Genomic DNA, 26464 nt, shown 5'->3' with positions numbered 1-26464 from the left:
TGCTACCCGAGAGGGAGCGCGCCGTCCGCACCCGACGCACCGAAGGCTCCGCCCCGGGTGGTCAGGCTGCGGATCAGGGCGAGTCCGGCGGCCACCTGCCCGGGGGCCCGGTCGACCCCGTCCACGGAGGTCAGCGCCGCCAGGTCGTCACCCTCCCGGAGGCGCGCCAGCTGGCTGTCGGCGTCCGCGGACTCCCCCGCCACCACCACGCCGACCGCAGCCGCGGCCAGGCCGCGCAGCAGCCCGCCCAGGACCGTGTCGCCACCCTCACCGTCGACCTCGTCGCCGAGGACCACCAGCACCAGCGGAGCGCGGCGCTCGCGCGCCGGGGCATCGGGCAGCAGCTCGGCGCCCACCAGTCCGTCCAGCACCGCCTGGGTCTGGGCGTTGGTCTGGCTGCCCGCCACGTCGGTGGAGGCCAGGGTGAGCCCCAGCAGTTGGCCCATCCGGTCGTACGTCGTGGCCTCGGCGGCGACGCTGCCCGCGGGCAGCTGCTCGACCAGCTGGCTGCCCAGGGTGTCGACCAGCGACTTCTCCGTCGGGTTGAGCAGGGACTCCGAGACCGCCTGCTGCACGCTGATCGTGCCGCCGGCCAGGGCCACCTGCTCGCCCAGGGCGGTGACGACCTCGGGGTCGGCCCCGGGCAGGGTCAGCACGGCCACCTGGCGCTCGGCCAGCCTGCCGCCGTACAGCGGGGCCGCAGCGCCGGCCGCGAACGCCTCCCCCGCCTCGGCGCGCGCGCCGGCGTCGGAGGTCGCGGAGGTGGGCTCCTGGTCTCCCGAGCGACCCACCTCGCTGAGCGGGCCGCCCCCGAGGACGACGCCGATCGCGAGCGCCAGGAAGACTGAGACCAGGGTGAGCAGATGGGTGCGGAACGAGATCACGAGAAGATTCCCTGCAGGTAGTCGACGAGGTCACCGGTGGACGAGGCGAAGGCCTCGGCCCACTCCTGCCCCACGGGGGTGGTCCCGATGGCGGCGAAGAGGGCGAGGAGGCCGACCAGCCCGACGGTGAAGAGGTCACGCGGTCGGACCCGACCGGAGTAGAGCGTGGGGACGGCGGTGGCGTCCACCAGCTTGGGTCCCAGCTTGAGCCGGGTCAGGTAGGTGCTGGCGATGCCGGCGTTCTGCCGGTCCAGGAAGTCGGTGAGGGTCGCGTGCATCCCGACCCCGACGATCAGCGAGGCGTGCCCCGCGTCGGCGAGGATCAGGGCGGCGTCCTCGGCGGTGGCCGAGGACTCGAAGCGCAGCGGCCGCAGGCCCAGCTTGGAGAACGACTCGGTCACCGCGCTCGAGGCGCCCCGATCGACCCGGACCACCACGTCCGTGGCGGCGCGCAGCGCCTTGGCCGAGGGGCGCTGCTCCTCGGCGGCGGAGACGACCACCACGTCGGGCTCCATGCCCTGGGCGAGCAGGACGTCCGCGCCCGAGTCGATCCCCACGAGCACCGGCCGCATCTCCTTGACGAAGCGCCGGACCAGCCGGAGCTCGGCCTCGTGGTCGGCGCCGGGCGCCACCACGACCACTGCGCGGTCGGTGAAGCTGGTGCTGGGCAGCGGCACCCCCTGCCCGTGCAGGAGCAGGTCCTGCTCGCGGCGGAGGAACTCGCTGCTGTTGTGGGTGAAGCTCTCCAGCTGGTGGGCCAGGCCCTGGCGTGCGTCGTCGAGCTGCTCGGCGATCGCGTCGGCGTCCAGGAGCCGGCCGGTGAGGACCGTCTCCTCGCCCAGCACCAGCGCGTCGTCGACCAGTCGGGCAGCGGCTCCGTCCTTGACCCGGACGAACAGCTCGGGGCCGAGGAGGTCGACCATGGGGATGCCCGCCGCGGCCAGCACCGCCGGACCCAGGTTGGGGTAGCGACCGGAGATCATCGCGGAGGCGTTGAGCACCGCTCCGACCTCGGCGTCGACGAGGGCCTGCGCGGTCGCTCGGTCGAGGTCGACGTGGTCGATCAGGGCAAGGTCGCCGGGACGGAGCCGGGGCAGCAGCCGTCGGGTACGCCGGTCGGCGCGGACGGTGCCCGCGACGCCCGGGAGGGCGGGTGTGGGACGGTTCCTGGTCGCAAACTTCATGGCCGAACCATGGTGTCAGGACGGCCCCGCCCACCCGGGGACCACGCTCGCCTCAGCGCGTCGCACCCCGGGCGGTCTCCAGCAGCTCGCGAGCGTGCGCCAGCGCGGTGTCGGAGTCGTCCAGGCCGGCCAGCATCCGGGACAGCTCGCGCTCACGCTCCGAGGCGCTCAGCGAGGTCAGCCCGGAGGTGGTGACCGACCCGTCGCTCGACTTCGCCACCACGATGTGCCGGTCGGCGAAGGCCGCGACCTGCGGCAGGTGGGTGACCACCAGGACCTGGGCGTTGCGGGCCAGCTGCGCCAGCCGTCGGCCGATCTCGATCGCCGCCCGGCCACCCACGCCGGCGTCCACCTCGTCGAAGACGAAGGTGGGGACCGTGGTGGTACCCGCCAGGGCGACCTCGACGGCCAGCATCACCCGGGAGAGCTCGCCGCCCGAGGCGCCCTTGTCCAGGGGACGTGCCCGCATGCCCGCGTTGGCCGCCAGCAACAGCTCGACCTCGTCGACCCCGGTGGTGGTGTAGCGCAGCAGTCGCCCGTCGACCTCGAGCGGCGCCCCCGGGGCGACGGCCCCGTCCGGCGTCCCCGCCGCGTCGCGGCCGCCCGCCTCAGCAGCCGCGCGGTCGTCGGCACCCACCTCCTGCTGCGAGACCTGGATCTCCAGCGTGGCGTGCGGCATGGCGAGCAGCGTCAGCTCCTCGGTGACCTTCTGCCCGAGCCGCGCGGCGGCCTCCTGACGCGCGGCGGAGAGCTCCGAGGCGATCGCGGCGAGCTTGCGCCGCAGCTCGACCTGCTCGGCACGCAGTGCGCTGATGGTGTCGTCGGTGTCCTCGAGCTCGACCAGGCGCATCGCCGAGACACGGGACCACTCCAGCACCTCGTCGATGCTCTCGCCGTACTTGCGGGTGAGCCCGAGCAGCGCGGCACGCCGCTCGCTGACCGAGGCCAGGCGCAGCGGGTCGGTCTCCAGGCGAGAGGCGTACGACGCCACGTCGGCGGCGAGGTCCGAGAGCAGGTAGGAGAGCTCGGCGAGGCGGTCGGCGAGCTGCCCGGCCTCGGCGTCGTGCTCCCGCACCCCCTCCAGGGCCGCACGCGCGGCCGAGACGGTGGCCAGCGCGTCCGGGGACCCCTGGTCGCTGGAGAGGGACTCACGGGCCGTCTCCGCGGCGGTACGCAGGGTGTCGGCGAAGCCGAGCCTGGTCTCCTCCGCGGCGAGGGCGACGTCCTCCCCGGACTCCGGCGAGACCGACTCGATCTCCTCCAGGGCGTGCCGCAGCTGAGCCGCCTCCCGCGCCCGCTCCCGGGCTGAGGAGACGACCTCGTGGAGGCGCCGTTCGACGGTGTGCAGCTCGTCGTGCACCGCACGGTAGCGACCGAGCAGCGCGGCTACCGGCTCTCCGCCGAAGCGGTCGAGCGCCTCGCGCTGCGCAGCAGGGCGCAGCAGCCGGTGCTGGTCCGACTGCCCGTGCACGGCGACCAACGGCTCCGCGACCGAGGCGAGCTTGGCGGCCGGGACCCCGGCACCGCCGACCCAGGCGCGGGATCGGCCTTCGGCGGAGATGTTGCGGGCCAGCACCACCCGCCCGTCCTCCACCTCTCCCCCGGCCTCCAGCACCTCGTCGGCGAACGCCTCGAGCGTCCGGACGTCGACGACGCCCTCGACGCGGGCGGTCGCGGCCCCGGTGCGGACCGCGCCACTGTCGGCGCGCCCGCCCAGCAGCAGGCCCAGGGCCGTGACGACCATGGTCTTGCCGGCGCCGGTCTCACCGGTGATCACCGTGAGGCCGGGCCCGAGCTCCAGCGTGGAGGACTCGATGACGCCCAGCGACCGGATCCTGATCTCCTCAAGCATCCTGGTCCCTCTCCATGTCCCCTGAGTCCCCGGTATCCCCGGAGTCCTCCGACTGGTGCGCCAGCTGGCGGCGCCGCCGGTCCGCCGAGCCACGCCACCCCTCCACCGAGAGGCCGAACTTCGCGACCAGGCGGTCGGTGAACGGCGCCTCGTGCAGTCGGGCGAGGCGGACCGGACGGTCCCCGCGCCGGATCTCGATCCGCGCCCCGGGCGCCAGGTCGACCGTGCGCCGACCGTCGCACCACAGCACGCCCGCGGCCTCGGTCTCGCTGAGCACCTCGACGGCCATCACCGAGGAGGGTGCCACGACCATCGGCCGGGCGAAGAGCGCGTGCGCGGAGATCGGCACCATCAGCAGCGCCTCGACGCCGGGCCACACCACGGGTCCGCCCGCGCTGAAGTTGTACGCCGTGGACCCGGTGGGCGTGGCACAGACGACGCCGTCACAGCCCCACCGGGAGAGCGGACGTCCGTCGACCTCGACGACCACCTCGATCATCCGCTCGCGGGCTGCCTTCTCCACGCTCGCCTCGTTGAGAGCGAACGTGGTGGCCACCAGCTCCTTGTCGGCGAAGATGCTCACCGCGAGGGTGAGCCGCTCCTCGGTGGTGTACCTGCGCTGCACGACCGCGTCGATGGTCGAGGAGACGTCGTCGACCTCCGCCTCGGCGAGGAACCCGACGTGCCCCAGGTTGACCCCGAGCAACGGGGTCCCGGTCTCGTAGGTGAGCTCCGCGGCCCGCAGGATCGTGCCGTCGCCGCCGAGCACCAGGGCGAGCTCGCAGCCCTCCCCCGGCCGTTCCTCGCCCTCGTCGACGAGCTCGAGCGGCGGTGTGAACGAGGCTGGGTCCATCAGCAGCTCCGAGGCCTCGTCGGCGAGCAGCCGGACGATGATGCCGTGCCGGGTCAGCGCCTCCACGAGCTCGCAGGCGACGTCCCTGGCCTCGCGGCGTCCCGTGTGGGTCAGCAGGAGCACCCTGCGCGTCTCAGGTGCGGTCTCATCAGCCACGCTCACTCCTTCTCACCGGGCGCTCCCAGCGAGGCGCTCCGCTCGACCTCGGCACGGATCTCGGACGGTCCGATCTGCGCTGGCCCGCGGCGCAGCAGCAGGAAGAACTCCACGTTCCCCGAGGGACCGGGCAGCGGGCTGGTGGTCACGGCCACCGCACCCCAGCCCCGGGCGGCCGCCTCGGCGGCCACCTTCTCCACCGCCTCGGCCCGGAGGGCCAGGTCGCGGACGACCCCTCCCCGGCCGACGCGGTCCTTGCCGACCTCGAACTGGGGCTTGACCATCAGCGCCAGCTCACCGTCGGGCGAGGTCACCGAGAGCAGCGCGTCCAGCACCAGCGTCAGGGAGATGAACGAGAGGTCGCCGACCACCAGGTCGACCGGCTCGCCCACCAGGTCGAGATCGAGGTCGCGGATGTTGGTGCGGTCGTGCACCTCGACCCGGGGGTCCTGCCGCAGGGCCCAGACGAGCTGGCCGTAGCCGACGTCGACCGCCAGCACCTGCCTGGCACCGGCCCGGAGCAGGACGTCGGTGAAGCCACCGGTGGAGGCGCCGGCATCCAGGCACCGCTTCCCCTCCGCCGTGAGGCCGTGCGGAGCGAACGCCTCGAGCGCGCCGGCCAGCTTGTGTCCTCCCCGGGAGGCGTAGTCCGGCCGGTCCGGGTCCTGCGTCACCAGCAGTGCGACGTCCGTGGTCACCCCGGTGGCCGGCTTGGAGGCGACGACCCCGGCGACCTTGACCCGGCCCTCGCCGACCAGTGCGCTGGCGTGCTCGCGGGAACGGGCCAGGCCTCGGCGTACGAGCTCCTGGTCCAGTCGAAGGCGACGCGGCGGCACGGGGACCTCAGGCCCCGGCCACGGCGCGCGCGACGTCCGCCGGACCGGCAGCAGGGGTCTCCAGGGCGCGTCGCAGCTGCTCGTGGGCACGCTCGTAGACGGCGACCTGGTCCGCGACGGGCAGGTCGCCCACGGACTCGATCTCCTCGAGCACCGCATCCACCGCGGGGACGCCCACCCTCTCGGTGGCCGCCGGACGACGCTCCGTCGTCGGCGTCTCGCCAGGACCGGACGGCCCTTCACCCACGGTGTTCTCGCTCATGGACCTGAGGTTACCGGTCGGCACCGACGTCACGGGGAGGGCGGACACAGGCCCGTGGTCTCCGCCACCTCGCCGGTCGCGTCCGCGTGCTGCCAGGCCGTGACGGCGACGGTGCGCCACCAGTCCGCCTCGCTGCCTGCACCCTCCATGGTCAGCGCCCCGGCCCGTACCTGGCCGTGCCAGCCGCCGAGCCCGAATCCCTCGCCCTCCGCCGTGGGTACCGGGTGCGGCTCGAAGAGCCCCTCCAGGGTCGGTGCCACGAACGTCGGACGGTGCTCGGCCGTCGCCGAGACGAGCTCCGAGAGCCCCGTCACCCCGGTGAGGACCAGCAGCGAGGGGAGCCCCAGCGCACGCGCGCCGGCGATGTCGGTGTCCAACCGGTCCCCCACCATCAGCGGGCTCGTCCCGCCCACCCGAGCCACCGTCTCCTCCAGCAGCGGAGCCGCCGGTTTGCCGGCCACCACCGGGCTGACACCGGTGAACTCCTCGAGCATCCGCACCTGGACACCGTGGCCCGGTGCCACCCCGAACGCCGTGGGGATGGTCATGTCCGTGTTGCTGGCGACCCACGGGAGACCGTCGCGGACCGCGACCGCGACCCGCATCACCTCGCGCCAGAGCACGTCGGGCCCGTAGCCGGTGACCAGCGCGGAGGCCTGGTCCGGCGTGCTCGACGGGTCCAGAGGCACGAGACCGGCAGCGCGGGTGGCTTCCCAGAGTCCCGGACCGCCGAGGACCAGCACCCCGGCCCCGGTACCGAATCGCTCCACCAGGACCGACGACGCCGCTTGCGCCGACGTCACCACGTCCTGCGGGCTCGCCTGGACCTGCATCGACTGCAACCGGGCGGCGACCTCCTCGGGCGTGCGCGAGGCGTTGTTGGTGACGAACGCGACCCGTACGCCGGACTCCTGCAACCGCACCAGCCGTGCGGGGACTCCCGCTACCGCCTCCTCGCCGATGTAGACGACCCCGTCCAGGTCGAACATCACCAGGTCGTGGGCTTCCAGCAGGGGCCGAGGGGCTTCTTGCAGCATCGCGCGGGATCCTTCCGGTCGGGTCAGGCGAAGATCGGGCACACAGCCGATTCGCGGGTGCCTGTTGCGTGGGATGCCTACGATTCAGTCGTGACTGATGAGGCGGGCACGATCGGGGACATCGCGGTTCCTCAGTCGCCTGCCCGACCTGCTCGCCTGCATCCGTTCCGGGCCCTCCGGCTCGCCCCCGACCAGGTCGCCGACCCGGGCGCTCTGCGTCCCATGAGCCGACCCTACCGCCAGGCCCTGCGACGTCTGGCCGAGTGGGAGCAGCAGGGACGGCTGGCGCGAGACCCCGAGCCGGCGCTCCACCTGCACGAGTACACCGTGCAGGGAATCACCGTGCGCGGTCTCGTCGGTGCCCTTGATCTCTCCACGCGAGGGACGTCGCTGAGCGACCGTGCGGTCCTGCCCCACGAGGCGATCCACCCCGACCAGGCCGACGACCTGGCCCGCCGGATGAGCGAGCTCGCGCTCAACCCCGCTCCGATCCTGCTGGTGCACCGCGGTACCGCGCAGAGCCGCGCGCTGCTGTCGACGATCGCCTCGGGCGCACCGGACCACGAGCTCACCGACCGCACCGGCCAGCACCACCGGCAGTGGCGGATCACCGATCCGGACCAGGTCGCCCTGCTCGGGCGCGACTCGTTGGACCGGCTCCTGCTGGCGGACGGCCACCACCGCTTCGAGGCGTATCTGCGCCTCCAGCAGCAGCACCCTGGGACCGGGTGGGACCACGGTCTCGCCATGGTCGTGGACCACGACGACACCCCGCTCTTCCTCGGTCCCATCCACCGGATCCTCTCCGGCGTCTCCCTGGACGAGGTGTGTGCCGCTGCGGAGGCTGCGGGCGGCAAGGTCGTCCCGCGCGACCGCGAGCACGCCGTGGCCGTGCTGGGACCCGGCACCTGGGTCCTCACGGACGGTCGAAGATGGCACACGGTGGAGCATGACTGCACCGGAGGGCCGGACGTGGCCCACCTGCACGAAGATGTCCTCGCGCGTCTCGCTGTACGCGGGACCCTCACGGTGGGCTATCGCCACTCGGTGGAGGAGGCCCTGGTCGAGGTCCAACGCTCCACGGCGCTCGCGGTCCTCCTCCCGGCGCCCCACCTCGAGCAGCTCGAACACGCTACGACCGCCGGCCGCCTCCTCCCGGAGAAGGCGACGTCCTTCCAGCCGAAGCCGAGCTTCGGGGTGTTCATGCGCGCCGTCCCGGAGTAGGCACGTTCCCGAAGGGAGCCAGGGGTACTGGGACGACCAGCAGACCGTCCCGCTCACGTGACCTGACGAGCCCCGCTTGGTGGTGAAATGCGAAGAGGGACCGCCCATGGGGTGGTCCCTCTTCTAAGTGTTGTCCGGCGGCGTCCTACTCTCCCACAACCTCTCGGTTGCAGTACCATCGGCGCTGAAAGGCTTAACTTCCGGGTTCGGGATGGGACCGGGTGTTTCCCTTTCGCTATGGCCGCCGTAACTCTTGTGGTCTCCCACCCGCATCACCAGCCCACGTGTGTGTGGGTTGGGTGCTGGGTGGGGCCAAGCTCATTGTTGTGTTGTGTGTTCGCAGAAACCATCGCCCCCACAGTTCGTGGTGGTTTGTTGGTTGGGAACTGGTTAGTGGACGCGGGCAGCTTGTGCTCTTTTGTTGTGCGCAGTGGTGCTTGTCACCGTTGAGTGGTTTTGTACGGTGTTGGGACAAGCCCTCGGCCTATTAGTACCGGTCGGCTAGGCATTACTGCTGTACACCTCCGGCCTATCAACCCAGTGTTCTGCTGGGGGCCTTACCCACTTACGTGGTGGGAAACCTCATCTTGAAACGTGCTTCCCGCTTAGATGCATTCAGCGGTTATCACTTCCGAACGTAGCCAACCAGCCGTGCCCCTGGCGGGACAACTGGCACACCAGAGGTTCGTCCATCCCGGTCCTCTCGTACTAGGGACAGCCTTTCTCAAGTTTCCTGCGCGCGCGGCGGATAGGGACCGAACTGTCTCACGACGTTCTAAACCCAGCTCGCGTGCCGCTTTAATGGGCGAACAGCCCAACCCTTGGGACCTGCTCCAGCCCCAGGATGCGACGAGCCGACATCGAGGTGCCAAACCATCCCGTCGATATGGACTCTTGGGGAAGATCAGCCTGTTATCCCCGGGGTACCTTTTATCCGTTGAGCGACGCCGCTTCCACATGCTGGCGCCGGATCACTAGTTCCGACTTTCGTCCCTGCTCGACATGTCTGTCTCACAGTCAAGCTCCCTTGTGCACTTACACTCGCCACCTGATTGCCAACCAGGCTGAGGGAACCTTTGAGCGCCTCCGTTACATTTTAGGAGGCAACCGCCCCAGTTAAACTACCCATCAGGCACTGTCCCTGATCCGGATTACGGACCTAGGTTAGACATCTAGTACGACCAGAGTGGTATTTCAACGATGACTCCCCGACCACTGGCGTGGCCGGTTCACAGTCTCCCACCTATCCTACACAAGCCGAACCAAACACCAATACCAAACTATAGTAAAGGTCCCGGGGTCTTTCCGTCCTGCCGCGCGTAACGAGCATCTTTACTCGTAGTGCAATTTCGCCGAGTCCATGGTTGAGACAGCGCCCAAGTCGTTACTCCATTCGTGCAGGTCGGAACTTACCCGACAAGGAATTTCGCTACCTTAGGATGGTTATAGTTACCACCGCCGTTTACTGGGGCTTAAGTTCTCAGCTTCGAGGATTGCTCCTCTAACCGGTCCCCTTAACCTTCCAGCACCGGGCAGGAGTCAGTCCGTATACATCGTCTTACAACTTCGCACGGACCTGTGTTTTTAGTAAACAGTCGCTTGGGCCTGGTCTCTGCGGCCATCACCGCTTCCCCACGAAAAGTGGTTCACGGATCCGGCCCCCCTTCTCCCGAAGTTACGGGGGCATTTTGCCGAGTTCCTTAACCATGGTTGTCTCGATCGCCTTGGTATTCTCTACCTGATCACCTGAGTCGGTTTGGGGTACGGGCGGCGCATAGCTCGCTAGAGGTTTTTCTCGACAGCATAGGATCATCCACTTCCCCCATACGGGGTCCCCATCAGGTCTCAGACACATGAGCGGCGGATTTGCCTGTCCGCTCGTCCTACACCCTTAGCCGTGGACTACCATCGCCACGGTTGGACTACCTTCCTGCGTCACCCCATCGCTTGACTACTACCAGCTCGGGTCCCACGCTCTGCCACATCGCCTCGCCCCGAAGGGTCCGGTCAACATGGTTTCGGATGGTTAGCATCACCAGGTTCGTCATGGGCGCTACTTTGCCGGTACGGGAATATCAACCCGTTGTCCATCGACTACGCCTGTCGGCCTCGCCTTAGGTCCCGACTTACCCAGGGCAGATTAGCTTGACCCTGGAACCCTTGATCATTCGGCGGAAGAGTTTCTCGCTCTTCATTCGCTACTCATGCCTGCATTCTCACTCGTGTAGGCTCCACAACTAGATCACTCTGCTGCTTCACTGCCCACACGACGCTCCCCTACCCATCCACACACCTGAACCAACACCCGAAGATGCGGCTTAGCTAACGTATGAATGCCATAGCTTCGGCGGATGACTTGAGCCCCGCTACATTGTCGGCGCGGAATCACTTGACCAGTGAGCTATTACGCACTCTTTCAAGGGTGGCTGCTTCCAAGCCAACCTCCTGGTTGTCAATGCGACTCCACATCCTTTTCCACTTAGTCACCGCTTAGGGGCCTTAGCTGATGGTCTGGGCTGTTTCCCTCTCGACTACGGAGCTTATCCCCCGCAGTCTCACTGCCGCGCTCTCACTTACCGGCATTCGGAGTTTGGTTAACGTCAGTAACCTTGTAGGGCCCATTAGCTATCCAGTGCTCTACCTCCGGCAAGAAACACGCGACGCTGCACCTAAATGCATTTCGGGGAGAACCAGCTATCACGGAGTTTGATTGGCCTTTCACCCCTATCCACAGGTCATCCCCTCAGTTTTCAACCTAAGTGGGTTCGGTCCTCCACGCGGTCTTACCCGCGCTTCAACCTGCCCATGGATAGATCACTCCGCTTCGGGTCTTGATCGCGCTACTGAAACGCCCTATTCGGACTCGCTTTCGCTACGGCTTCCCCACACGGGTTAACCTCGCAACACAACGCAAACTCGCAGGCTCATTCTTCAAAAGGCACGCCGTCACAACCCACAAGGGATCGCTCCGACGGATTGTAGGCACACGGTTTCAGGTACTATTTCACTCCCCGCCAGGGGTACTTTTCACCTTTCCCTCACGGTACTTGTCCGCTATCGGTCACCAAGGAGTATTTAGGCTTAACGGGTGGTCCCGCCAGATTCACACGGAATTTCAGGGGTTCCGTGTTACTTGGGGTCACGCTCCAGAGTCTGCAGCTTACGTCTACGGGGCTATCACCCTCTACGGCCCGGCTTCCCAACCGGCTTCGACTTCACTGAAGATTTCTTACTCTGTACCAGACCGGCAGATCTGATAGAACGGCCCCACAACCCCACACCTGCAACCCCTGCCGGGTATCACACAGGCATGGTTTGGCCTCATCCGATTTCGCTCGCCACTACTCTCGGAATCACTGTTGTTTTCTCTTCCTGAGGGTACTGAGATGTTTCACTTCCCCTCGTTCCCTCCACTCACCCTATGTGTTCAGGTGAGGGTAACTGGACATGACTCCAGCTGGGTTTCCCCATTCGGACACCCCCGGATCACAGCTTGGTTGCCAACTCCCCGGGGCTTATCGCAGGCTCCTACGTCCTTCATCGGCTCTTGGTGCCAAGGCATCCACCATGTGCCCTTCATAGCTTGTCTCAACAACGTCAAAACAACTCAACTACAAAGACCACTGCCACCCACCCCAATCAAAGGCAGGCAGCACAAAAAATCACACAGACACCCACACCACACACCCCAACACAGCACACCAACCCACCCCCTCAACAAGGGAACGAACCAGCACACCCCACCAGGGCACGCATGCGGGCATCAGATGCTCGCGTCCACTATCCAGATCTCAAACAACCCCACCAACCCCCACCAACCCCGAACCGGGACCAGCAGACAAAGGGAGGACAAGAAGAACCAACCCACCACCCCAGACCCGCACCCAACGGCACACGCCCAGACCAGCAGCCCTGATCCCTCAGGACCCAACAGTGTGTCACGACCCAACCACCGGACTCCCCACCCCAGGTTCCACACCACCACCCCCACCCAAAGGCAGAAGACAGCAGCAGTACTGAGGAGCAGAACAACCCTGCACCAGACCATTCATCGACGATTCCACTAGTGAACACCACCATGCGCCCCCACACGAACGGTGAGGGTCGGGGCGTGTGCTCCTTAGAAAGGAGGTGATCCAGCCGCACCTTCCGGTACGGCTACCTTGTTACGACTTCGTCCCAATCGCCAGCCCCACCTTCGACAGCTCCCTCCACAAGGGTTGGGCCACCGGCTTCGGGTGTTGCCGACTTTCGTGACGTGACGGGCGGTGTGTACAAGGCCCGGGAACGTATTCACCGCAGCGTTGCTGATCTGCGATTACTAGCGACTCCGACTTCATGGGGTCGAGTTGCAGACCCCAATCCGAACTGAGACCGGCTTTTTGGGATTCGCTCCCCCTTACGGGATCGCAGCCCTTTGTACCGGCCATTGTAGCATGCGTGAAGCCCTGGACATAAGGGGCATGATGACTTGACGTCATCCCCACCTTCCTCCGAGTTGACCCCGGCAGTCTCCTATGAGTCCCCACCATAACGTGCTGGCAACATAGGACGAGGGTTGCGCTCGTTGCGGGACTTAACCCAACATCTCACGACACGAGCTGACGACAGCCATGCACCACCTGTATACCGACTAAAAGGGGCTCTATCTCTAGAGCTTTCCGGCATATGTCAAACCCAGGTAAGGTTCTTCGCGTTGCATCGAATTAATCCGCATGCTCCGCCGCTTGTGCGGGCCCCCGTCAATTCCTTTGAGTTTTAGCCTTGCGGCCGTACTCCCCAGGCGGGGCGCTTAATGCGTTAGCTGCGGCACGGAATCCGTGGAATGGACCCCACACCTAGCGCCCAACGTTTACGGTGTGGACTACCAGGGTATCTAATCCTGTTCGCTCCCCACACTTTCGCTCCTCAGCGTCAGGTAATGCCCAGAGAACCGCCTTCGCCACCGGTGTTCCTCCTGATATCTGCGCATTTCACCGCTACACCAGGAATTCCGTTCTCCCCTGCATACCTCTAGTCTGCCCGTATCGGAAGCAAGCTCAGAGTTAAGCCCTGAGTTTTCACTCCCGACGCGACAAACCGCCTACGAGCCCTTTACGCCCAATAATTCCGGACAACGCTCGCACCCTACGTATTACCGCGGCTGCTGGCACGTAGTTGGCCGGTGCTTCTTCTGTACCTACCGTCACTCTCGCTTCGTCGGTACTGAAAGAGGTTTACAACCCGAAGGCAGTCATCCCTCACGCGGCGTTGCTGGATCAGGCTTTCGCCCATTGTCCAATATTCCCCACTGCTGCCTCCCGTAGGAGTCTGGGCCGTGTCTCAGTCCCAGTGTGGCCGGTCACCCTCTCAGGCCGGCTACCCGTCGAAGCCTTGGTGAGCCATTACCTCACCAACAAGCTGATAGGCCGCGAGCACATCCTTCACCGCCAGAACTTTCCACCCACCCCCATGCAGGGACAGGTCATATCCGGTATTAGCCACCGTTTCCGGTGGTTATCCCGAAGTGAAGGGCAGATTACTCACGTGTTACTCACCCGTTCGCCGCTCGTGTACCCCCGAAAGGGCCTTACCGCTCGACTTGCATGTGTTAAGCACGCCGCCAGCGTTCGTCCTGAGCCAGGATCAAACTCTCCATTGAAAAACAAACCCCACACACCTAAGCATGCGAGAAAAAGAGAGCCACATCCCCTGACGGACAACACACTAACGATAAATCGTCAGAAACTATTGTCAACCAAAGAAACCACCAACACGACAAACCACATCATGTTGACGGGGCATAACAAACTAATTCGTCGACTATGACACACTGTTGAGTTCTCAAGGATCAGACGCACCCGAGGCCAGCCCTTCCGGACCTTTTCTCGGCGCAACCTCGCCAACTTTACTTGGCTGGACCACCCCAGTCAAACCGGGGCGATCCGAGTGGCCACCCACGACTTGCCCCCCTGCTTCGGCCAAGAAGGCCAGTGGCGGAGAGCCGCTCGCGGCGACAGGAGAAACATTAACCCAGGGACTCCACAACCACCAACTCAGGGTGGGCCTCCACGCATACCCGCAGGTCAGAGGCCCTGAGAGCCTGTTCAGTCCAGCGTCGGCCGAGGCCTGGCGACTGCCGGGCGGTAGGCGGAGACAGTCCGGTCGCCGGCGATCGAGTACCGCCAGGGCAGCTCCGCTCCCCCGCGCAACCCCACCCGGGGGCCCGCGACGACGGAGGCAGCAGGCAACGGCGGGGCCAGCCCGAGGTGTCCGGCCAGTGACAGTCCGTCGTCCTCGGTCTCCAGACCGAGGACCCGGACGAGGTTGGCCGGTCCCCGGGCGAGGTGCTCCTCGGGGAGCTCCCGGCCTGGGGACTCGCGGCGCGACCGGGCGAGCTCGGCGCCGTCGACCACCTGTCCCGCCCGGAGCAGGACCGCGGACGCGGTGCCGTCGGTGCCGCAGACGACGTTGGCGCAGGTGTGCAGCCCGTAGATCCGGTAGCAGTACAGGTGGCCGGGAGGCCCGAACATGGTGGCGTTGCGCGGCGTACGCCCGCGGAACGCGTGCGATCCCGGGTCGCGAGCGCCTTCGTACGCCTCGACCTCGGTGATCCGTACCGTCACCCCACGCAGGGAGACGGTGCTGCCGAGCAGCCGGGGCGCCGCGTGCAGCGCCCCGGCCGCCAGGACCTCGAGGGCCTCAGCCCAGTCGGGCACGACTCTCCCGGAGCCGCTCCCCCACCTCGGTGAGCTGCTCGCGGACCCGCTCGGGCGCCGTACCGCCCCGACCTCGCCGGGCAGCCACGGACCCCTCGACGGTCAGCACCTCACGGACCCGAGGGGTCAGGTCAGGTGAGATCTTGGCGAACTGCTCGTCGGTGAGCTCGTGCAGCTCGATCCCCTGCTCCTCGCACTCGCGGACGCAGGCGCCCGCCACCTCGTGGGCGACGCGGAACGGCGTCCCTTCACGCACGAGCCACTCGGCGATGTCGGTGGCCAGCGAGAAGCCCTGGGGTGCCAGCTCGGCCATCCGGGCGGTGTTGAACGTCAACGTGGCGACCATCCCGGTGAACGCGGGGAGCAGCACCTCGAGGGTGTCGACCGAGTCGAAGACCGGCTCCTTGTCCTCCTGGAGGTCCCGGTTGTAGGCCAGCGGCAGGGCCTTGAGGGTCGCCAGCAGACCGGCGAGGTTGCCGACGAGCCGGCCCGCCTTGCCCCGCGCGAGCTCGGCGATGTCGGGGTTCTTCTTCTGCGGCATGATGCTCGACCCGGTGGACCAGGAGTCGTGGAGCGTCACGAAGCTGAACTCCCGGGTCGACCACAGGATGACCTCCTCGGCCAGCCGGCTCACGTCGACCCCGATCATCGCGGTGACGAACGCGAACTCCGCGACGAAGTCACGCGACGCCGTCCCGTCCAGCGAGTTGGCCGTCGACCCGGTGAAGCCCAGCTCGGCAGCCACCGCCTCGGGGTCCAGCCCCAGGGTGCTGCCGGCCAGCGCGCCGGAGCCGTACGGCGAGTCGGCGGCGACGCGGGCGTCCCAGTCGCGCAGCCGGTCGACGTCGCGCAGCAGTGCCCACGCGTGGGCGAGCAGGTGGTGGGAGAGCAGGACCGGCTGGGCGTGCTGCAGGTGCGTGCGGCCCGGCATGATCACGTCGAGGTGGTCCTGCGCCTGGCCGGAGAGCACCTCGACCAGGTCGAGCACCTGGTTCGCCAGGATCCGCGCGTGGTCACGCAGGAAGACCTTGAACAGCGTGGCGATCTGGTCGTTGCGGCTGCGGCCGGCCCGCAGCCGGCCACCCACGTCCGGGCCGACCTCCTCGAGCAGCAACCGCTCGAGCGCGCCGTGGACGTCCTCGTCGCTGGGATCGGGCGCCAGGGACCCGTCCGCGAACCGCTGCCCCAGCCGGTCCAGACCAGCCTTCAGCGCCGCGTGGTCCTGGTCGCTCAGCAGCCCCGCGGCGTGCAGCGCGTTCGCGTGGGCCCGAGAGCCGGCCAGGTCGTAGGGCGCCAGGCGCCAGTCGAACTGGGTCGAGCGCGAGAGCTCCTCCAGCTCCGGGGACGGACCCCCTGCGAACCGTCCGCCCCACAGCTTTCCGGTGTTGGTGCCACCCGATGACGTCACGTGCCTCATCCTCTCCCTCCGGGCCGACGTCAGTCGGTCCCGGACTCCATCGCCGCGTGGTCCAGCGCCAGCTCGGTGGGGTCGTTCTCGGCCTGCGGGTTCTTCGCGATCCGCGTCGACGCACCCCGCTCGATCGAGCCGAGCAGGTGACCGTTCTCGACCAGCACCTGGCCCTCGTCGAGCGGCTGCGCGGCGTAGAGCTCGAGCTTGGCCCGCGAGTCCGCGATGTCCAGGTTGCGCATCGTCAGCTGACCGATCCGGTCGGTCGGGCCGAACGCCGCGTTGTCGGTGCGCTCCATCGACAGCTTGTCGGGGTGGTAGGAGAACGCCGGACCTTCGGTGCGCAGGATCGAGTAGTCCTCACCCCGGCGCAGACGCACCGTCACCTCGCCGGTGACCAGGGAGGCGACCCAGCGCTGGATGGCCTCACGCAGCATCAGCGCCTGCGGGTCCAGCCAGCGGCCCTCGTAGAGCAGCCGGCCCAGCCGCCGGCCCTCGGCGTGGTAGTTCGCGATGGTGTCCTCGTTGTGCACGGCGTTGAGCAGCCGCTCGTAGGCGATCCAGAGCAGCGCCATGGCGGGCGCCTCGTAGATGCCGCGGGACTTGGCCTCGATGATCCGGTTCTCGATCTGGTCGGACATCCCCAGCCCGTGGCGGCCGCCGATCAGGTTGGCCTCGTGCACCAGGGCGACCGGGTCGTCGTACCGGGTGCCGTTGATCGCGACCGGACGACCGCCCTCGAACCGGAGCGTCACGTCCTCGGTGTCGATCCGCACCGACGGGTCCCAGAACTTCACACCCATGATCGGCTCGACGGTCTCCAGGGAGACGTCGAGGTGCTCCAGGGTCTTCGCCTCGTGCGTCGCACCCCAGATGTTGGCGTCGGTGGAGTACGCCTTCTCCTTGCTGTCGCGGTACGGCAGCCCGTGCTCGGTGAGCCACTGGCTCATCTCCGCCCGGCCGCCGAGCTCGTGGACGAAGTCGGCGTCCAGCCACGGCTTGTAGATCCGCAGGTCCGGGTTGGCCAGCAGCCCGTAGCGGTAGAACCGCTCGATGTCGTTGCCCTTGAAGGTCGAGCCGTCGCCCCAGATGTCCACGCCGTCCTCGTGCATCGCCCTGACCAGCATGGTGCCCGTCACGGCGCGACCCAGCGGGGTGGTGTTGAAGTAGGCGCGACCGCCGGAGCGGATGTGGAACGCGCCGCAGGCCAGCGCAGCCAGGCCCTCCTCGACCAGCGGACCGCGGCAGTCGACCGCACGGGCGATCTCGGCGCCGTACTCGGTGGCGCGATCGGGGACGCCGGAGATGTCTGGCTCGTCGTACTGACCCAGGTCGGCGGTGTACGTGCAGGGCACGGCGCCCTTGGCGCGCATCCAGGCGACGGCGACGGAGGTGTCGAGCCCTCCGGAGAAGGCGATGCCGACGCGCTCGCCGACGGGGAGGGAGGTGAGGACCTTGCTCACAGCGATGTTCCTTGTCTTGGGACGTGGGGGAAGCGGGAGGAGGCTGCTGGGGTCAGGGCGCTGGCGAGCTGTTCGCCAGCGCCAGGAATCGTCGGGCCAGCTCCTCGCCGCCGCCGGGGTCGCGGCTGATCACCAGCACCGTGTCGTCCCCGGCGATGGTGCCCAGCACATCACCCAGCTCGGCCCGGTCGAACGCCGAGGCCAGGAACTGGGCCGCCCCCGGAGGCGTGCGCAGGATGACCATGTTGGCGCTGGACTCGGCGCTGACCAGCAGCTCCGAGCAGAGCCTGGCCAGCCGCTGCTGCGAGGCGCGGCTGGTCTCCGGCGCGACCGGCGCCCGGTCCCCGCCCTCGGCCGGGACCGCGTAGACCAGGGCGCCGCCGGACCCGCGCACCTTGACCGCGTCCAGCTCGACCAGGTCGCGCGAGAGCGTGGCCTGGGTGACGTGCAGCCCCCGAGCCGCCAGCAGCTCGGCAAGCTCGGTCTGGGAGCGCACCTCGTGATGGCTGACCAGGTCGATGATCACCTGCAGCCTCGCGCTGCGGGTCATGGGGTTGTGCGGGTGCTCGGTCATGTCCGGGCCTCCAGCAGCCAGGTCAGGACGGCCTTCTGGGCGTGCCGACGGTTCTCGGCCTCGTCCCAGACCACGCTGCGCGGGCCGTCGAGGACCTCGGCGGCGATCTCCTGCCCACGATAGGCAGGCAGGCAATGCATGACGATCGCGTCCGGCTCGGCGTGTGCGAGGAGCTCGGCGGTGAGGGAGAACGGCGCCAGAGCGGCGAGCCGGTCGCCCGACTCCGCCTCTCGGCCCATCGAGACCCAGGTGTCGGTCACCACGACGTCGGCGCCCGAGACCGCCTTGACCGGGTCGTCCAGCACGGCGACCGAGCCGCCGGTGGTCACGGCGATCGCGGCCGCCCGCTCGACCACGCCGGTGCTCGGCTGGAACTCCGCGGGAGCCCCGATCCGCACGTGCATGCCAGCGGTCGCTCCGGCCAGCAGCCACGAGCTGCCCATGTTGCACGCCCCGTCACCCACGAAGGCGACCACCAGACCGCGCAGCGGGCCCCGGTGCTCGGAGACGGTGAGCAGGTCGGCGAGCAGCTGGCAGGGGTGGTAGTCATCGGTCAGCGCGTTGACCACCGGGACGCCCGCGTGCTCGGCCATCTCCTCCAGCCGGGACTGGGCCCCGGTGCGCCACACGATCGCGGCGGCCTGACGGCCCAGCACCCGGGCGACGTCGGGAACGGACTCCCGGACGCCGACCCCGGCCAGGGCACCGTCGACCACCAGCGGGAAGCCGCCCAGCTCGGCGATGCCGGCGGAGAAGGAGGCCTGGGTCCGCAGCGTCTGCTTGTCGAAGATCATCGCCACCGTCGACGGCCCCGCCAGGGGACGCCGGGAGAACGGGTCGCGCTTGATCTCAGCGGCCAGCGCCAGCACCTCGGCCTGCTCGGCCGGGGAGAGGTCGTCGTCGGCCAGGAGGTGCCGGATCACGCGGCGCCGCCGGACTCGGCGGCCCGACCGACGATCGCCGGCCAGGCACCCACCAGCTCGGACACGTCGTCCTCGGTGAGGATCAGCGGGGGGACGAAGCGCAGCGTGCCCGGACCCGTGGCGTTGAGCAGGAAGCCCTCGGCCCGGCCGGCCGCGACCACGGCGGGGGCATCCAGCGAAGCCAGGTCCACACCCACCATCAGCCCGGGACCACGCACTGCGGTGACCTCCGGGAGGTCCGAGAGCTCCTCGCGGAGCCGCTTGCCGACCCGCGTCACCTGCTCGAGCAGGCCGTCGGCCTCGATGGTGTCCAGGACAGCCAGCGCGGCCGCGCACGCCATCGGGTTCCCCCCGAAGGTGGTGCCGTGATTGCCGGGGGCGAAGAGCTCGGCGGCCGCTCCGGTCGCCAGCGTGGCTCCGATCGGCACCCCACCACCCAGACCCTTGGCCAGCGTCACCACGTCCGGGACGAGCCCGGGAACCGACTGGTGGGCGAACCACTCCCCCGTGCGGCCGATCCCGGTCTGCACCTCGTCGAGCCACAGCAGCGCTCCGCGCTCCTTGGTGATCCGGCGGGCCTCGGTCAGGTAGTCGGTCGGCGGCACGAGCACGCCAGCCTCGCCCTGCACGGGCTCGAGGACCACGGCCGCGGTCTCGTCGGTGACCGCGGCGGCGAGCGCCTCCACGTCGCCGTACGGCACCCAGGTCACGTGGCCGGGCAACGGCTCGAAGGGAGCGCGGTAGGCCTGCTTCGAGGTGAGCGCCAGAGCCCCCATCGTCCGGCCGTGGAAGGAGCCCTCGGCGGCCACCACGTGGGTGCGACCGGTCAGCCGGGTCAGCTTGAACGCCGCCTCGTTGGCCTCGGCACCCGAGTTGGAGAAGAAGACCTTCGAGCCGTGTCCCAGCAGCCCGTCGAGGCGCTCGGCGAGCTGGATCTGCGGCTCCGAGGTGAAGAGGTTGGAGACGTGGCCCAGGGTCGCGACCTGCTCGCTGACCGCCCGGACGATCGCCGGATGGGCGTGGCCCAGGGAGTTGACCGCGATCCCGCCGACGAGGTCGAGGTAGGCGCGGCCGTCCGCGTCCCAGACCCGCGCGCCCTCGCCCCGCATCAGGGTGAGGGCCGGGGTGCCGAAGGTGTTCATCAACGCCGAGCCGTAACGCTCCTGCCAGGTCATGACTTCTTCTCCCCTGCGCTCGAGTACGCCTTGCGAAGCTTGGTCTCCACCCCGGGCAGCACCTGGGTGCCGACGCCCTCGTCGGTGAAGATCTCGAGCAGGACCGCGTGCGGCTCCCGCCCGTCGACCACGGTCGCCCGCTGCACGCCGCCCTCGACCGCGCTCAGGCAGGCCTGCATCTTCGGGACCATGCCGCTGGCCAGCGACGGCATGAGCGCCGCCAGCTCCTCCGGCGAGATCTCCTGGATCACGTCGTCGCTGCCGGGCCAGTCGCGGTAGAGGCCCTCCACGTCGGTGAGCACCAGCAGCTTCTCCGCGCCGAGCGCCACGGCCAGCGCGGCCGCGGCGGTGTCGGCGTTGACGTTGTGGACCAGACCGTCGTCGTCCGGAGCGACGCTGGAGATGACCGGGATCCGGCCGGCCTCGACCAGGTCCTGCACGGCCTCGGGGCGCACGGAGGCGACCTCGCCCACCAGGCCCAGATCCACCTCCTCGCCGTCCACCACGGTGCTGGCCGGGGTCGCGGTGAAGAGCCCGGCGTCCTCGCCGGAGAGCCCGACGGCCAGGGGACCGTGCTGGTTGATCAGCCCCACCAGCTCGCGCTGGACCTGGCCGACCAGGACCATCCGGACCACGTCCATGGCCTCGGGCGTGGTCACCCGCAGCCCGCCGCGGAACTCCGACTCGATGCCCAGGCGGTCGAGCATCGCCGAGATCTGCGGGCCGCCGCCGTGCACGACGACCGGCTTGAAGCCGGCGAACCGGAGGAAGGCGATGTCCTCGGCGAAGGCCTTCTTCAGGTCGTCGTCGATCATCGCGTTGCCGCCGTACTTCACCACGATCGTGCGTCCGTGGTAGCGCTTGAGCCACGGCAGGGCCTCCGCCAACGTCGCGGCCTTGGCGGGGTCGGGTGCGTTCTTCGGCCGGCCGGTCATGAGCTGTACGCGCTGTTCTCGTGGACGTACGCGTGGGTCAGGTCGTTGGTCCAGACCGTGGCCCGGTGCTCCCCGGACTTCAGGTCGACCGTGACGCTCACCTCGCGGCCCGAGAGGTCCACCTTGGCGGGGTCCTCGGCCGGGGTGGATGAGCGACAGACCCACACGCCATTCATGGCGACGTCGAGGTCGGCGGGGTCGAAGGCGGCCGACGTGGTGCCGATGCTCGCCAGGACCCGGCCCCAGTTCGGGTCCTTGCCGAAGACGGCCGCCTTGAACAGGTTGCTGCGGGCGATGCTGCGGCCCACCTCGACCGCGTCGTCCTCGCTGGCGGCGTTGAGCACGGTGATGGCGATCTCGTGGTCGGCGCCCTCGGCGTCCTTCAGCAGCTGCATGGCCAGGTCGGTGCAGGCCTGCACGAGCGCGTCGGTGAAGTCGGCCAACGTCGGGGTGATCCCCGAGGCCCCGCTGGCCATGATCGTCACCGTGTCGTTGGTGGACATGCACCCGTCGGAGTCGAGCCGGTCGAAGGAGACCCGGGTGGCCGCCCGCAGCGCGGTGTCGAGGTCCTCGGCGGGCACCACGGCGTCGGTGGTCAGCACGACCAGCATCGTGGCCAGCTGAGGAGCCAGCATGCCGGCGCCCTTGGCCATGCCGCCGATCGACCAGCCGGCGCCCTCGACCACCACGGTCTTGCTGACCGTGTCGGTGGTCATGATCGCTGCGGCGGCGTCGGCGCCTCCCGAGTCGCTGAGCGCGCCGTGCGCCGCGTCCACCCCGTCGAGCAGGAGCTCGCGGGGGTTGGCCAGGCCGATCAGCCCGGTGGAGCAGACCACCACGTCGATCGCGCCGATGCCCAGGTGGTCCGCCACGCGCTCGGCGACCGCGTGCGTGGTCTGGAAGCCCTCGGGCCCGGTGTAGCAGTTGGCGCCGCCGGAGTTCAGGACGACGGCCCGGACGACGCCGTCCTTGACCACCTCCTGGCTCCAGAGCACGGGGTTGGCCTTGCACCGGTTGCTGGTGAAGACGGTGGCGGAGTCGAAGGTCGGACCGTTGTTGACGACCAGGGCGAGGTCCTGGCCGCCGCTGGTCTTCAGTCCGGCGGTGACGCCGGAGGCAAGGAAGCCGCTGGGATGTGTCGTGGTCATGGTGCGAGTCCGATCGTGGAAAGTCCGGTGGTCTCCTCGAGCCCGAAGGCGAGGTTGAGGCATTGGACGGCGGCCCCCGCGGTGCCCTTGGTCAGGTTGTCCACCGCGCCGACCGCCACGAGTCGTCGCGCTCTGGTGTCGACGGAGACCTGCACGTGGATGCTGTTGGAGCCGATCACCGACTTGGTCTGGGGCCAGTGACCACTCGGGAGCAGGTGCAGGAACGGCTCGTCGGCGAACGCCTTCGCGTAGACCTCGTACGCCTCGTCGGCGGTGACCTCACGGGCCAGCGGCGCCGAGACCGTCGCGAGGATGCCGCGCGGCGTGGGCACCAGGACCGGGGTGAAGGAGACCCGGACGTCCTCGTCGGTCAGCCCGCTGAGGTTCTGGATGATCTCCGGGGTGTGCCGATGGGTGCCGCCCACGCCGTACGCCGAGATGTTGCCCATCACCTCGCTGCCCAGCAGGTTGGTCTTCGCGGCCTTGCCGGCACCCGAGGTGCCGCTGGCCGCGACCACCGCCACGTCGGGCTCGACCAGACCAGCGGCCAGGGCCGGCGCGATCGTCAAGGTCGACACGGTCGGGTAGCACCCGGGGACCGCGACCCGTCGCGTGCCGCGCAGCAGCTCGCGCTGTCCCGGCAGCTCCGGCATCCCGTAGGGCCAGGACCCGGCGTGCGGGGAGCCGTAGAACCGCTCCCAGGCCTCGGGGTCGGTGAGCCGGAAGTCCGCGCCGCAGTCGATCACCACCGTGTCTCCGCCCAGGGCCTCGGCGATCTCCGCCGACTTCCCGTGCGGCAGACCGAGGAAGACCGCGTCGTGCCCGGCCAGGGTCTCCGGCGTGGTGGGCTCGAGAACACGGTCGGCCAGCGGCACCAGGTGCGGAGCCAGCGTGCCCAGCGACTCCCCGGCGTTGGACCCGCCGGTCAGCGCGCCGATCTCGACGTCCGGGTGAGCCAGGAGCAACCGCAGGACCTCACCGCCCGCGTACCCACTGGCACCGGCGACTGCCACCCGCTTCTTCGAGCTCATGTGCATAAGCATACATGAGAGCGCATTGTCATGCAGCATCGTGGGTCACATCGTCCGGTGCACCACGGTGTCGGCTCCGCCGCGCACCAGATCGTGAAACGACCGTACCCGGATCAGGTGATGCCCACGCGTCAGCGGAGTCAGAACGAGACGCGTCACCCGCTGAGGCACCTCCGGCAGCGTGCGCCACGGGGCGCCGGGACGGGCGGACCGGTAGGAGACGCGGTAGTGGGTCGCCCCTCCCACCCGGCGCCACCGCAGCTCCGGCGCCTGCCCGTCGCCCACGATCCGCAGCCGCCGGGGCCGCGGCGGGGTGGGTGCGGTCGGGATCCCCCTGACCGCGGAGGTCGGCGCACTGATGCCCGCCTCGCCCAGCGCCTGCACCCGGACCGCGTGCCGGGCGCCCGCACGCAGGCCCTCGATCCGCAGCGCCGTCGCCGAGGTGGGGAGGGAGCGCCACCCGGTCCGCGCATCCCGGTCGCGGACCAGCACCAGGTACGACGCCGCCCCCGGCACCGGGGACCAGGACACGCGCAGCGCGCCGCGGGCAGGGCGGACGTCGAGGCCCCGGGGCGGGACGGGCGGGGTCGCCGCCGACACGAGCCCTGGGGTGGGTGACGGGGTGAGAGAAGGGGTCGGACCCAGGGTGGGCTGCGGGGCTGGCGGACCGCCCGGCACGGTGAGCACCACGGCGTTGCTCTGCATGTCGGGCAGGGCCGCCTGGAGGTGCTTGCGAGGCAGCACCCGCAGCGCGTAGGTGCTGCCGGGCGTCAGGCCCTGCACCTGGACCGTGGTGCCACGTACCTGAGACAACGCGAGCCGAGGTGCGCTCCGGGCGGAGAGATCCTCCATCCACACGTCGTGCGCGGTGGCGCCCGGCGGAGCGGACCACCACAGGGTGGCCGACTCCTCCCCGACCGCGGCCTGAAGCTCCGGCGCATGCCGCAGCCCCTCCGGCGGGACCGCCAGCGGGCGTGGGTAGGGGGCGCCGACGCCGAGCTCGGCCAGCGCGTCCGCGACGGAGGCGGCGTACTTCACCTGGCCGGAGGTGTCCGGTGGATGTCGTCCCAGGTGTCCGCCGCGTCTGTCTGGCTGCTGGTGCGATAGGTCGGGTCGGCCAGAGCCACCACGACGCGGGACCGGAGCGTGGAGAGCTCGGCGGCCCGCGCCCCCAGCAGAGCGTTGTACGCCCGTCCGTTCGGCACCTGGTCCTCCTCGGCGAACACCTGGACCAGGACCACGTCGATGTCCGGGTCGACCGAGCGCGCCACGGCGACGCGCTCCTCGACGAGCTCCAGGACGCGCTCCGGGGAGAGCAGCCAGAACCGGAGGTCGCTCGAGCCGATCGCGTTGACCAGGACGTCTGGCTGGTGCTCCTCCATGACCGGGGCGACAGGGTTGAACTGCCAGGCCATCGAGTCGCCCCACTCCGCTCCGTGGTCCCGGTCGAAGTCGGGATCGGCGTAGGCGTGGCCCCGGCCGAAGGACTCCATGTCGAAGAGGTCGTCGCGAGGCCCCACCAGGTCGACGTCGCTGCCGACCGCCCGCAGGTGCCGCTCCAGGAAGTAGCGCCAGGTGTAGTCACCCGACGAGCCGTCCGTGATGGAGTCTCCGAGAACGGCGATCCGCACAGGAACCGGGCCCGGCGTCTCCACCGCGGCCGACGCCAGGGAGGGCACGCCGGCCGCTGCCGCGAGGAGACAGGCCAGGGCCGCGATGGCGCGCCTGCCGGCACGCAGGGCCACGGATCGGGTCAACGCCATGCGCCGATGGTGCCGGAGGCCCTCGTCAGGGACAGGAGAATCCCAGAACTCCGGGCCGCAGGACGGAACTGGCCTCCGCGCCGCAGTCGCACGCCGTCGTCCCGACGGCTGGGCCGACCCGGGAGGTTGGGCCGGCCCAGCCGTTCAGCGCGCCACCGTCAGGAGGCGCAGGTGTTGCGGTAGTCCGACACCTCACCCGTGGTCGAGGGCCGCGGGCCGGGGCAGATGAACTGCCGGTACCGGGCGTCCTCGTCCACGTAGAGCTTCAGCCAGCTGATCGTGTTGGCTGCGATGGTGGTGTTCTCGGAGTTCGGCGCGAAGTGGCTGGCGTTGTTGAGCTCCAGGTACGCCTTCGCGGTGCTCGACGGGATGGAGCCGTAGAACGGGATGGAGTGCGAGGAGACCGGGGCGACGGAGTCGTTCTCCGCCCCGATGACCAGGCTGGGCGTCCTGATCTCCGGCCAGGTCTTGTCCAGGTTCCACGGGGTCAGCCCGACGGTCGCCTTCAACGAGGGCCGGTCCTTGGCCGCCTCCAGGGTGCCGCCGCCGCCCATCGAGTGCCCGATCACCGCCAGCCGGTTGGGGTCGACCCGCTGCCGGACGGTGGCGCTGCTGCTGCGCACCACGTAGTCGAGCGCCGCGAGCAGCTGGTCGCCCCGCGCCCCCGGCTGGTCGAGCCGGCTCTGGGTGTTGAAGGTGATCACGACGAAGCCCTGCGAGGCGAGCCTCGGCCCGAGCCAGGCGATGGTCGACTCCGAGGCCGTGTAGCCCGGAGAAATGGCCACCACGCCGTACGTGCCCTGGCTGGTGGAGGTCGGGTAGTTGATCGTCGCGGAGCCGAAGCCCGGCGTCGACAGGTCCGAGACCGAGGTCGAGGAGACGGCGAAGGGACCGCGCCGCGCCTCGATGCTGGACTGTGAGGGGTCTGGGCCGCGCTCGTAAGGACTCGCGGCCCCGGCGGGGCCGGCCGGGGCGACGAGCAGGGCGAAGCCGGCGACGAGGGACAGGGCGGTGCTGAGCATGGTGCGTCTGGGCTGCCTCATGGGAACTCCGAGAGA

General features: G+C 69.1%; 20 protein-coding genes and 3 rRNA genes. 1 reads left to right on the top strand and 22 read right to left on the bottom strand.

All coding sequences use genetic code 11. From position 1 onward, the window contains the following. Positions 1 to 2: 2 nt before the first annotated feature. The 7 genes from H8838_RS09325 to H8838_RS09300 are packed head-to-tail and all read right to left on the bottom strand — an operon-like array spanning position 3 to position 7064. Positions 3 to 884 (bottom strand): copper transporter, encoded by an 882-nt coding sequence (locus H8838_RS09325; RefSeq protein ID WP_181310901.1) that lies wholly within the window; start codon positions 882 to 884, stop codon positions 3 to 5. Next, the gene (steA, locus tag H8838_RS09320) at positions 881 to 2068 is read right to left on the bottom strand and encodes a putative cytokinetic ring protein SteA (RefSeq protein ID WP_181310900.1); all 1188 of its coding nucleotides are present in this window, start codon (positions 2066 to 2068) and stop codon (positions 881 to 883) included. Before steA ends, H8838_RS09325 begins: the two co-directional genes overlap by 4 nt. 52 nt (positions 2069 to 2120) lie before the next feature. Beyond that, positions 2121 to 3920 carry a DNA repair protein RecN gene (recN, locus tag H8838_RS09315; RefSeq protein ID WP_181310899.1) on the bottom strand — a complete coding sequence of 600 codons (1800 nt, stop codon included), beginning with the start codon at positions 3918 to 3920 and terminating at the stop codon, positions 2121 to 2123. Beyond that, entirely contained in the window at positions 3913 to 4935 is a 1023-nt protein-coding gene (locus H8838_RS09310) for an NAD kinase (RefSeq protein ID WP_373562883.1), read from the bottom strand. Before H8838_RS09310 ends, recN begins: the two co-directional genes overlap by 8 nt. Next, a complete protein-coding gene (locus H8838_RS09305; protein ID WP_224766496.1) occupies positions 4932 to 5765 on the bottom strand; it encodes a TlyA family RNA methyltransferase in 834 nt (277 codons plus the stop codon). Before H8838_RS09305 ends, H8838_RS09310 begins: the two co-directional genes overlap by 4 nt. Positions 5766 to 5772: 7 nt before the next feature. Beyond that, positions 5773 to 6027 carry a hypothetical protein gene (locus H8838_RS19945; RefSeq protein WP_224766495.1) on the bottom strand — a complete coding sequence of 85 codons (255 nt, stop codon included), beginning with the start codon at positions 6025 to 6027 and terminating at the stop codon, positions 5773 to 5775. A 29-nt stretch (positions 6028 to 6056) separates the two neighbouring features. Next, entirely contained in the window at positions 6057 to 7064 is a 1008-nt protein-coding gene (locus H8838_RS09300) for an HAD-IIA family hydrolase (RefSeq protein WP_185996239.1), read from the bottom strand. Between H8838_RS09300 and H8838_RS09295 the strand changes: the two genes are divergently transcribed. Continuing rightward, positions 7026 to 8288, top strand: coding sequence for a DUF1015 family protein (locus H8838_RS09295; RefSeq protein WP_397182110.1), 1263 nt, complete (start codon positions 7026 to 7028; stop codon positions 8286 to 8288). The genes H8838_RS09300 and H8838_RS09295 overlap by 39 nt on opposite strands. Before the next feature lie 132 nt (positions 8289 to 8420). Here H8838_RS09295 and rrf read toward each other — a convergent pair. From rrf to H8838_RS09220, 15 genes are all read right to left on the bottom strand, one after another. Then, a 5S ribosomal RNA gene (rrf, locus tag H8838_RS09290) occupies positions 8421 to 8537 on the bottom strand. A 218-nt stretch (positions 8538 to 8755) separates the two neighbouring features. After that, positions 8756 to 11877 (bottom strand): 23S ribosomal RNA (locus H8838_RS09285). A 535-nt stretch (positions 11878 to 12412) separates the two neighbouring features. Then, a 16S ribosomal RNA gene (locus tag H8838_RS09280) occupies positions 12413 to 13929 on the bottom strand. The 16S, 23S and 5S rRNA genes sit together here, the layout of an rRNA operon. 445 nt (positions 13930 to 14374) lie before the next feature. Continuing rightward, the gene (locus H8838_RS09275; RefSeq protein WP_185994787.1) at positions 14375 to 14986 is read right to left on the bottom strand and encodes a DNA-3-methyladenine glycosylase; all 612 of its coding nucleotides are present in this window, start codon (positions 14984 to 14986) and stop codon (positions 14375 to 14377) included. After that, the gene (gene argH, locus H8838_RS09270) at positions 14970 to 16403 is read right to left on the bottom strand and encodes an argininosuccinate lyase (RefSeq protein ID WP_185994788.1); all 1434 of its coding nucleotides are present in this window, start codon (positions 16401 to 16403) and stop codon (positions 14970 to 14972) included. Before argH ends, H8838_RS09275 begins: the two co-directional genes overlap by 17 nt. A gap of 20 nt (positions 16404 to 16423) precedes the next feature. Further along, a complete protein-coding gene (gene argG / locus H8838_RS09265) occupies positions 16424 to 17857 on the bottom strand; it encodes an argininosuccinate synthase (RefSeq protein ID WP_181310811.1) in 1434 nt (477 codons plus the stop codon). A gap of 52 nt (positions 17858 to 17909) precedes the next feature. After that, a complete protein-coding gene (locus tag H8838_RS09260) occupies positions 17910 to 18431 on the bottom strand; it encodes an arginine repressor (RefSeq protein WP_181310810.1) in 522 nt (173 codons plus the stop codon). Then, the gene (gene argF, locus H8838_RS09255; protein WP_185994789.1) at positions 18428 to 19354 is read right to left on the bottom strand and encodes an ornithine carbamoyltransferase; all 927 of its coding nucleotides are present in this window, start codon (positions 19352 to 19354) and stop codon (positions 18428 to 18430) included. The genes H8838_RS09260 and argF overlap by 4 nt, the downstream gene beginning before the upstream one ends. Next, the gene (locus H8838_RS09250) at positions 19351 to 20529 is read right to left on the bottom strand and encodes an acetylornithine transaminase (protein ID WP_185994790.1); all 1179 of its coding nucleotides are present in this window, start codon (positions 20527 to 20529) and stop codon (positions 19351 to 19353) included. The genes argF and H8838_RS09250 overlap by 4 nt, the downstream gene beginning before the upstream one ends. Next, on the bottom strand, positions 20526 to 21464 hold the full coding sequence (gene argB / locus H8838_RS09245; protein ID WP_181310807.1) for an acetylglutamate kinase: 939 nt from the start codon (positions 21462 to 21464) through the stop codon (positions 20526 to 20528). The genes H8838_RS09250 and argB overlap by 4 nt, the downstream gene beginning before the upstream one ends. Next, positions 21461 to 22612, bottom strand: coding sequence for a bifunctional glutamate N-acetyltransferase/amino-acid acetyltransferase ArgJ (argJ, locus tag H8838_RS09240; protein WP_185994791.1), 1152 nt, complete (start codon positions 22610 to 22612; stop codon positions 21461 to 21463). Before argJ ends, argB begins: the two co-directional genes overlap by 4 nt. Continuing rightward, positions 22609 to 23649, bottom strand: coding sequence for an N-acetyl-gamma-glutamyl-phosphate reductase (argC, locus tag H8838_RS09235; RefSeq protein WP_185995142.1), 1041 nt, complete (start codon positions 23647 to 23649; stop codon positions 22609 to 22611). The genes argJ and argC overlap by 4 nt, the downstream gene beginning before the upstream one ends. A gap of 39 nt (positions 23650 to 23688) precedes the next feature. Beyond that, the gene (locus tag H8838_RS09230; RefSeq protein ID WP_185994792.1) at positions 23689 to 24681 is read right to left on the bottom strand and encodes a fibronectin type III domain-containing protein; all 993 of its coding nucleotides are present in this window, start codon (positions 24679 to 24681) and stop codon (positions 23689 to 23691) included. Continuing rightward, positions 24678 to 25406, bottom strand: a complete 729-nt coding sequence (locus H8838_RS09225; protein WP_185994793.1) for an SGNH/GDSL hydrolase family protein — start codon at positions 25404 to 25406, stop codon at positions 24678 to 24680. Before H8838_RS09225 ends, H8838_RS09230 begins: the two co-directional genes overlap by 4 nt. 158 nt (positions 25407 to 25564) lie before the next feature. Further along, positions 25565 to 26449: an alpha/beta hydrolase family protein gene (locus H8838_RS09220; protein ID WP_185994794.1), complete on the bottom strand. Its 885-nt coding sequence runs from the start codon at positions 26447 to 26449 to the stop codon at positions 25565 to 25567. Positions 26450 to 26464: the final 15 nt, after the last annotated feature.

Origin of the sequence: Nocardioides campestrisoli (assembly GCF_013624435.2) — a bacterium.
Taxonomy (GTDB): Bacteria; Actinomycetota; Actinomycetes; order Propionibacteriales; family Nocardioidaceae; genus Nocardioides; species Nocardioides campestrisoli.
The sequence above is the reverse complement of the archived record's forward strand: the minus strand, read 5'-3'. Positions and strand labels throughout refer to the sequence as shown.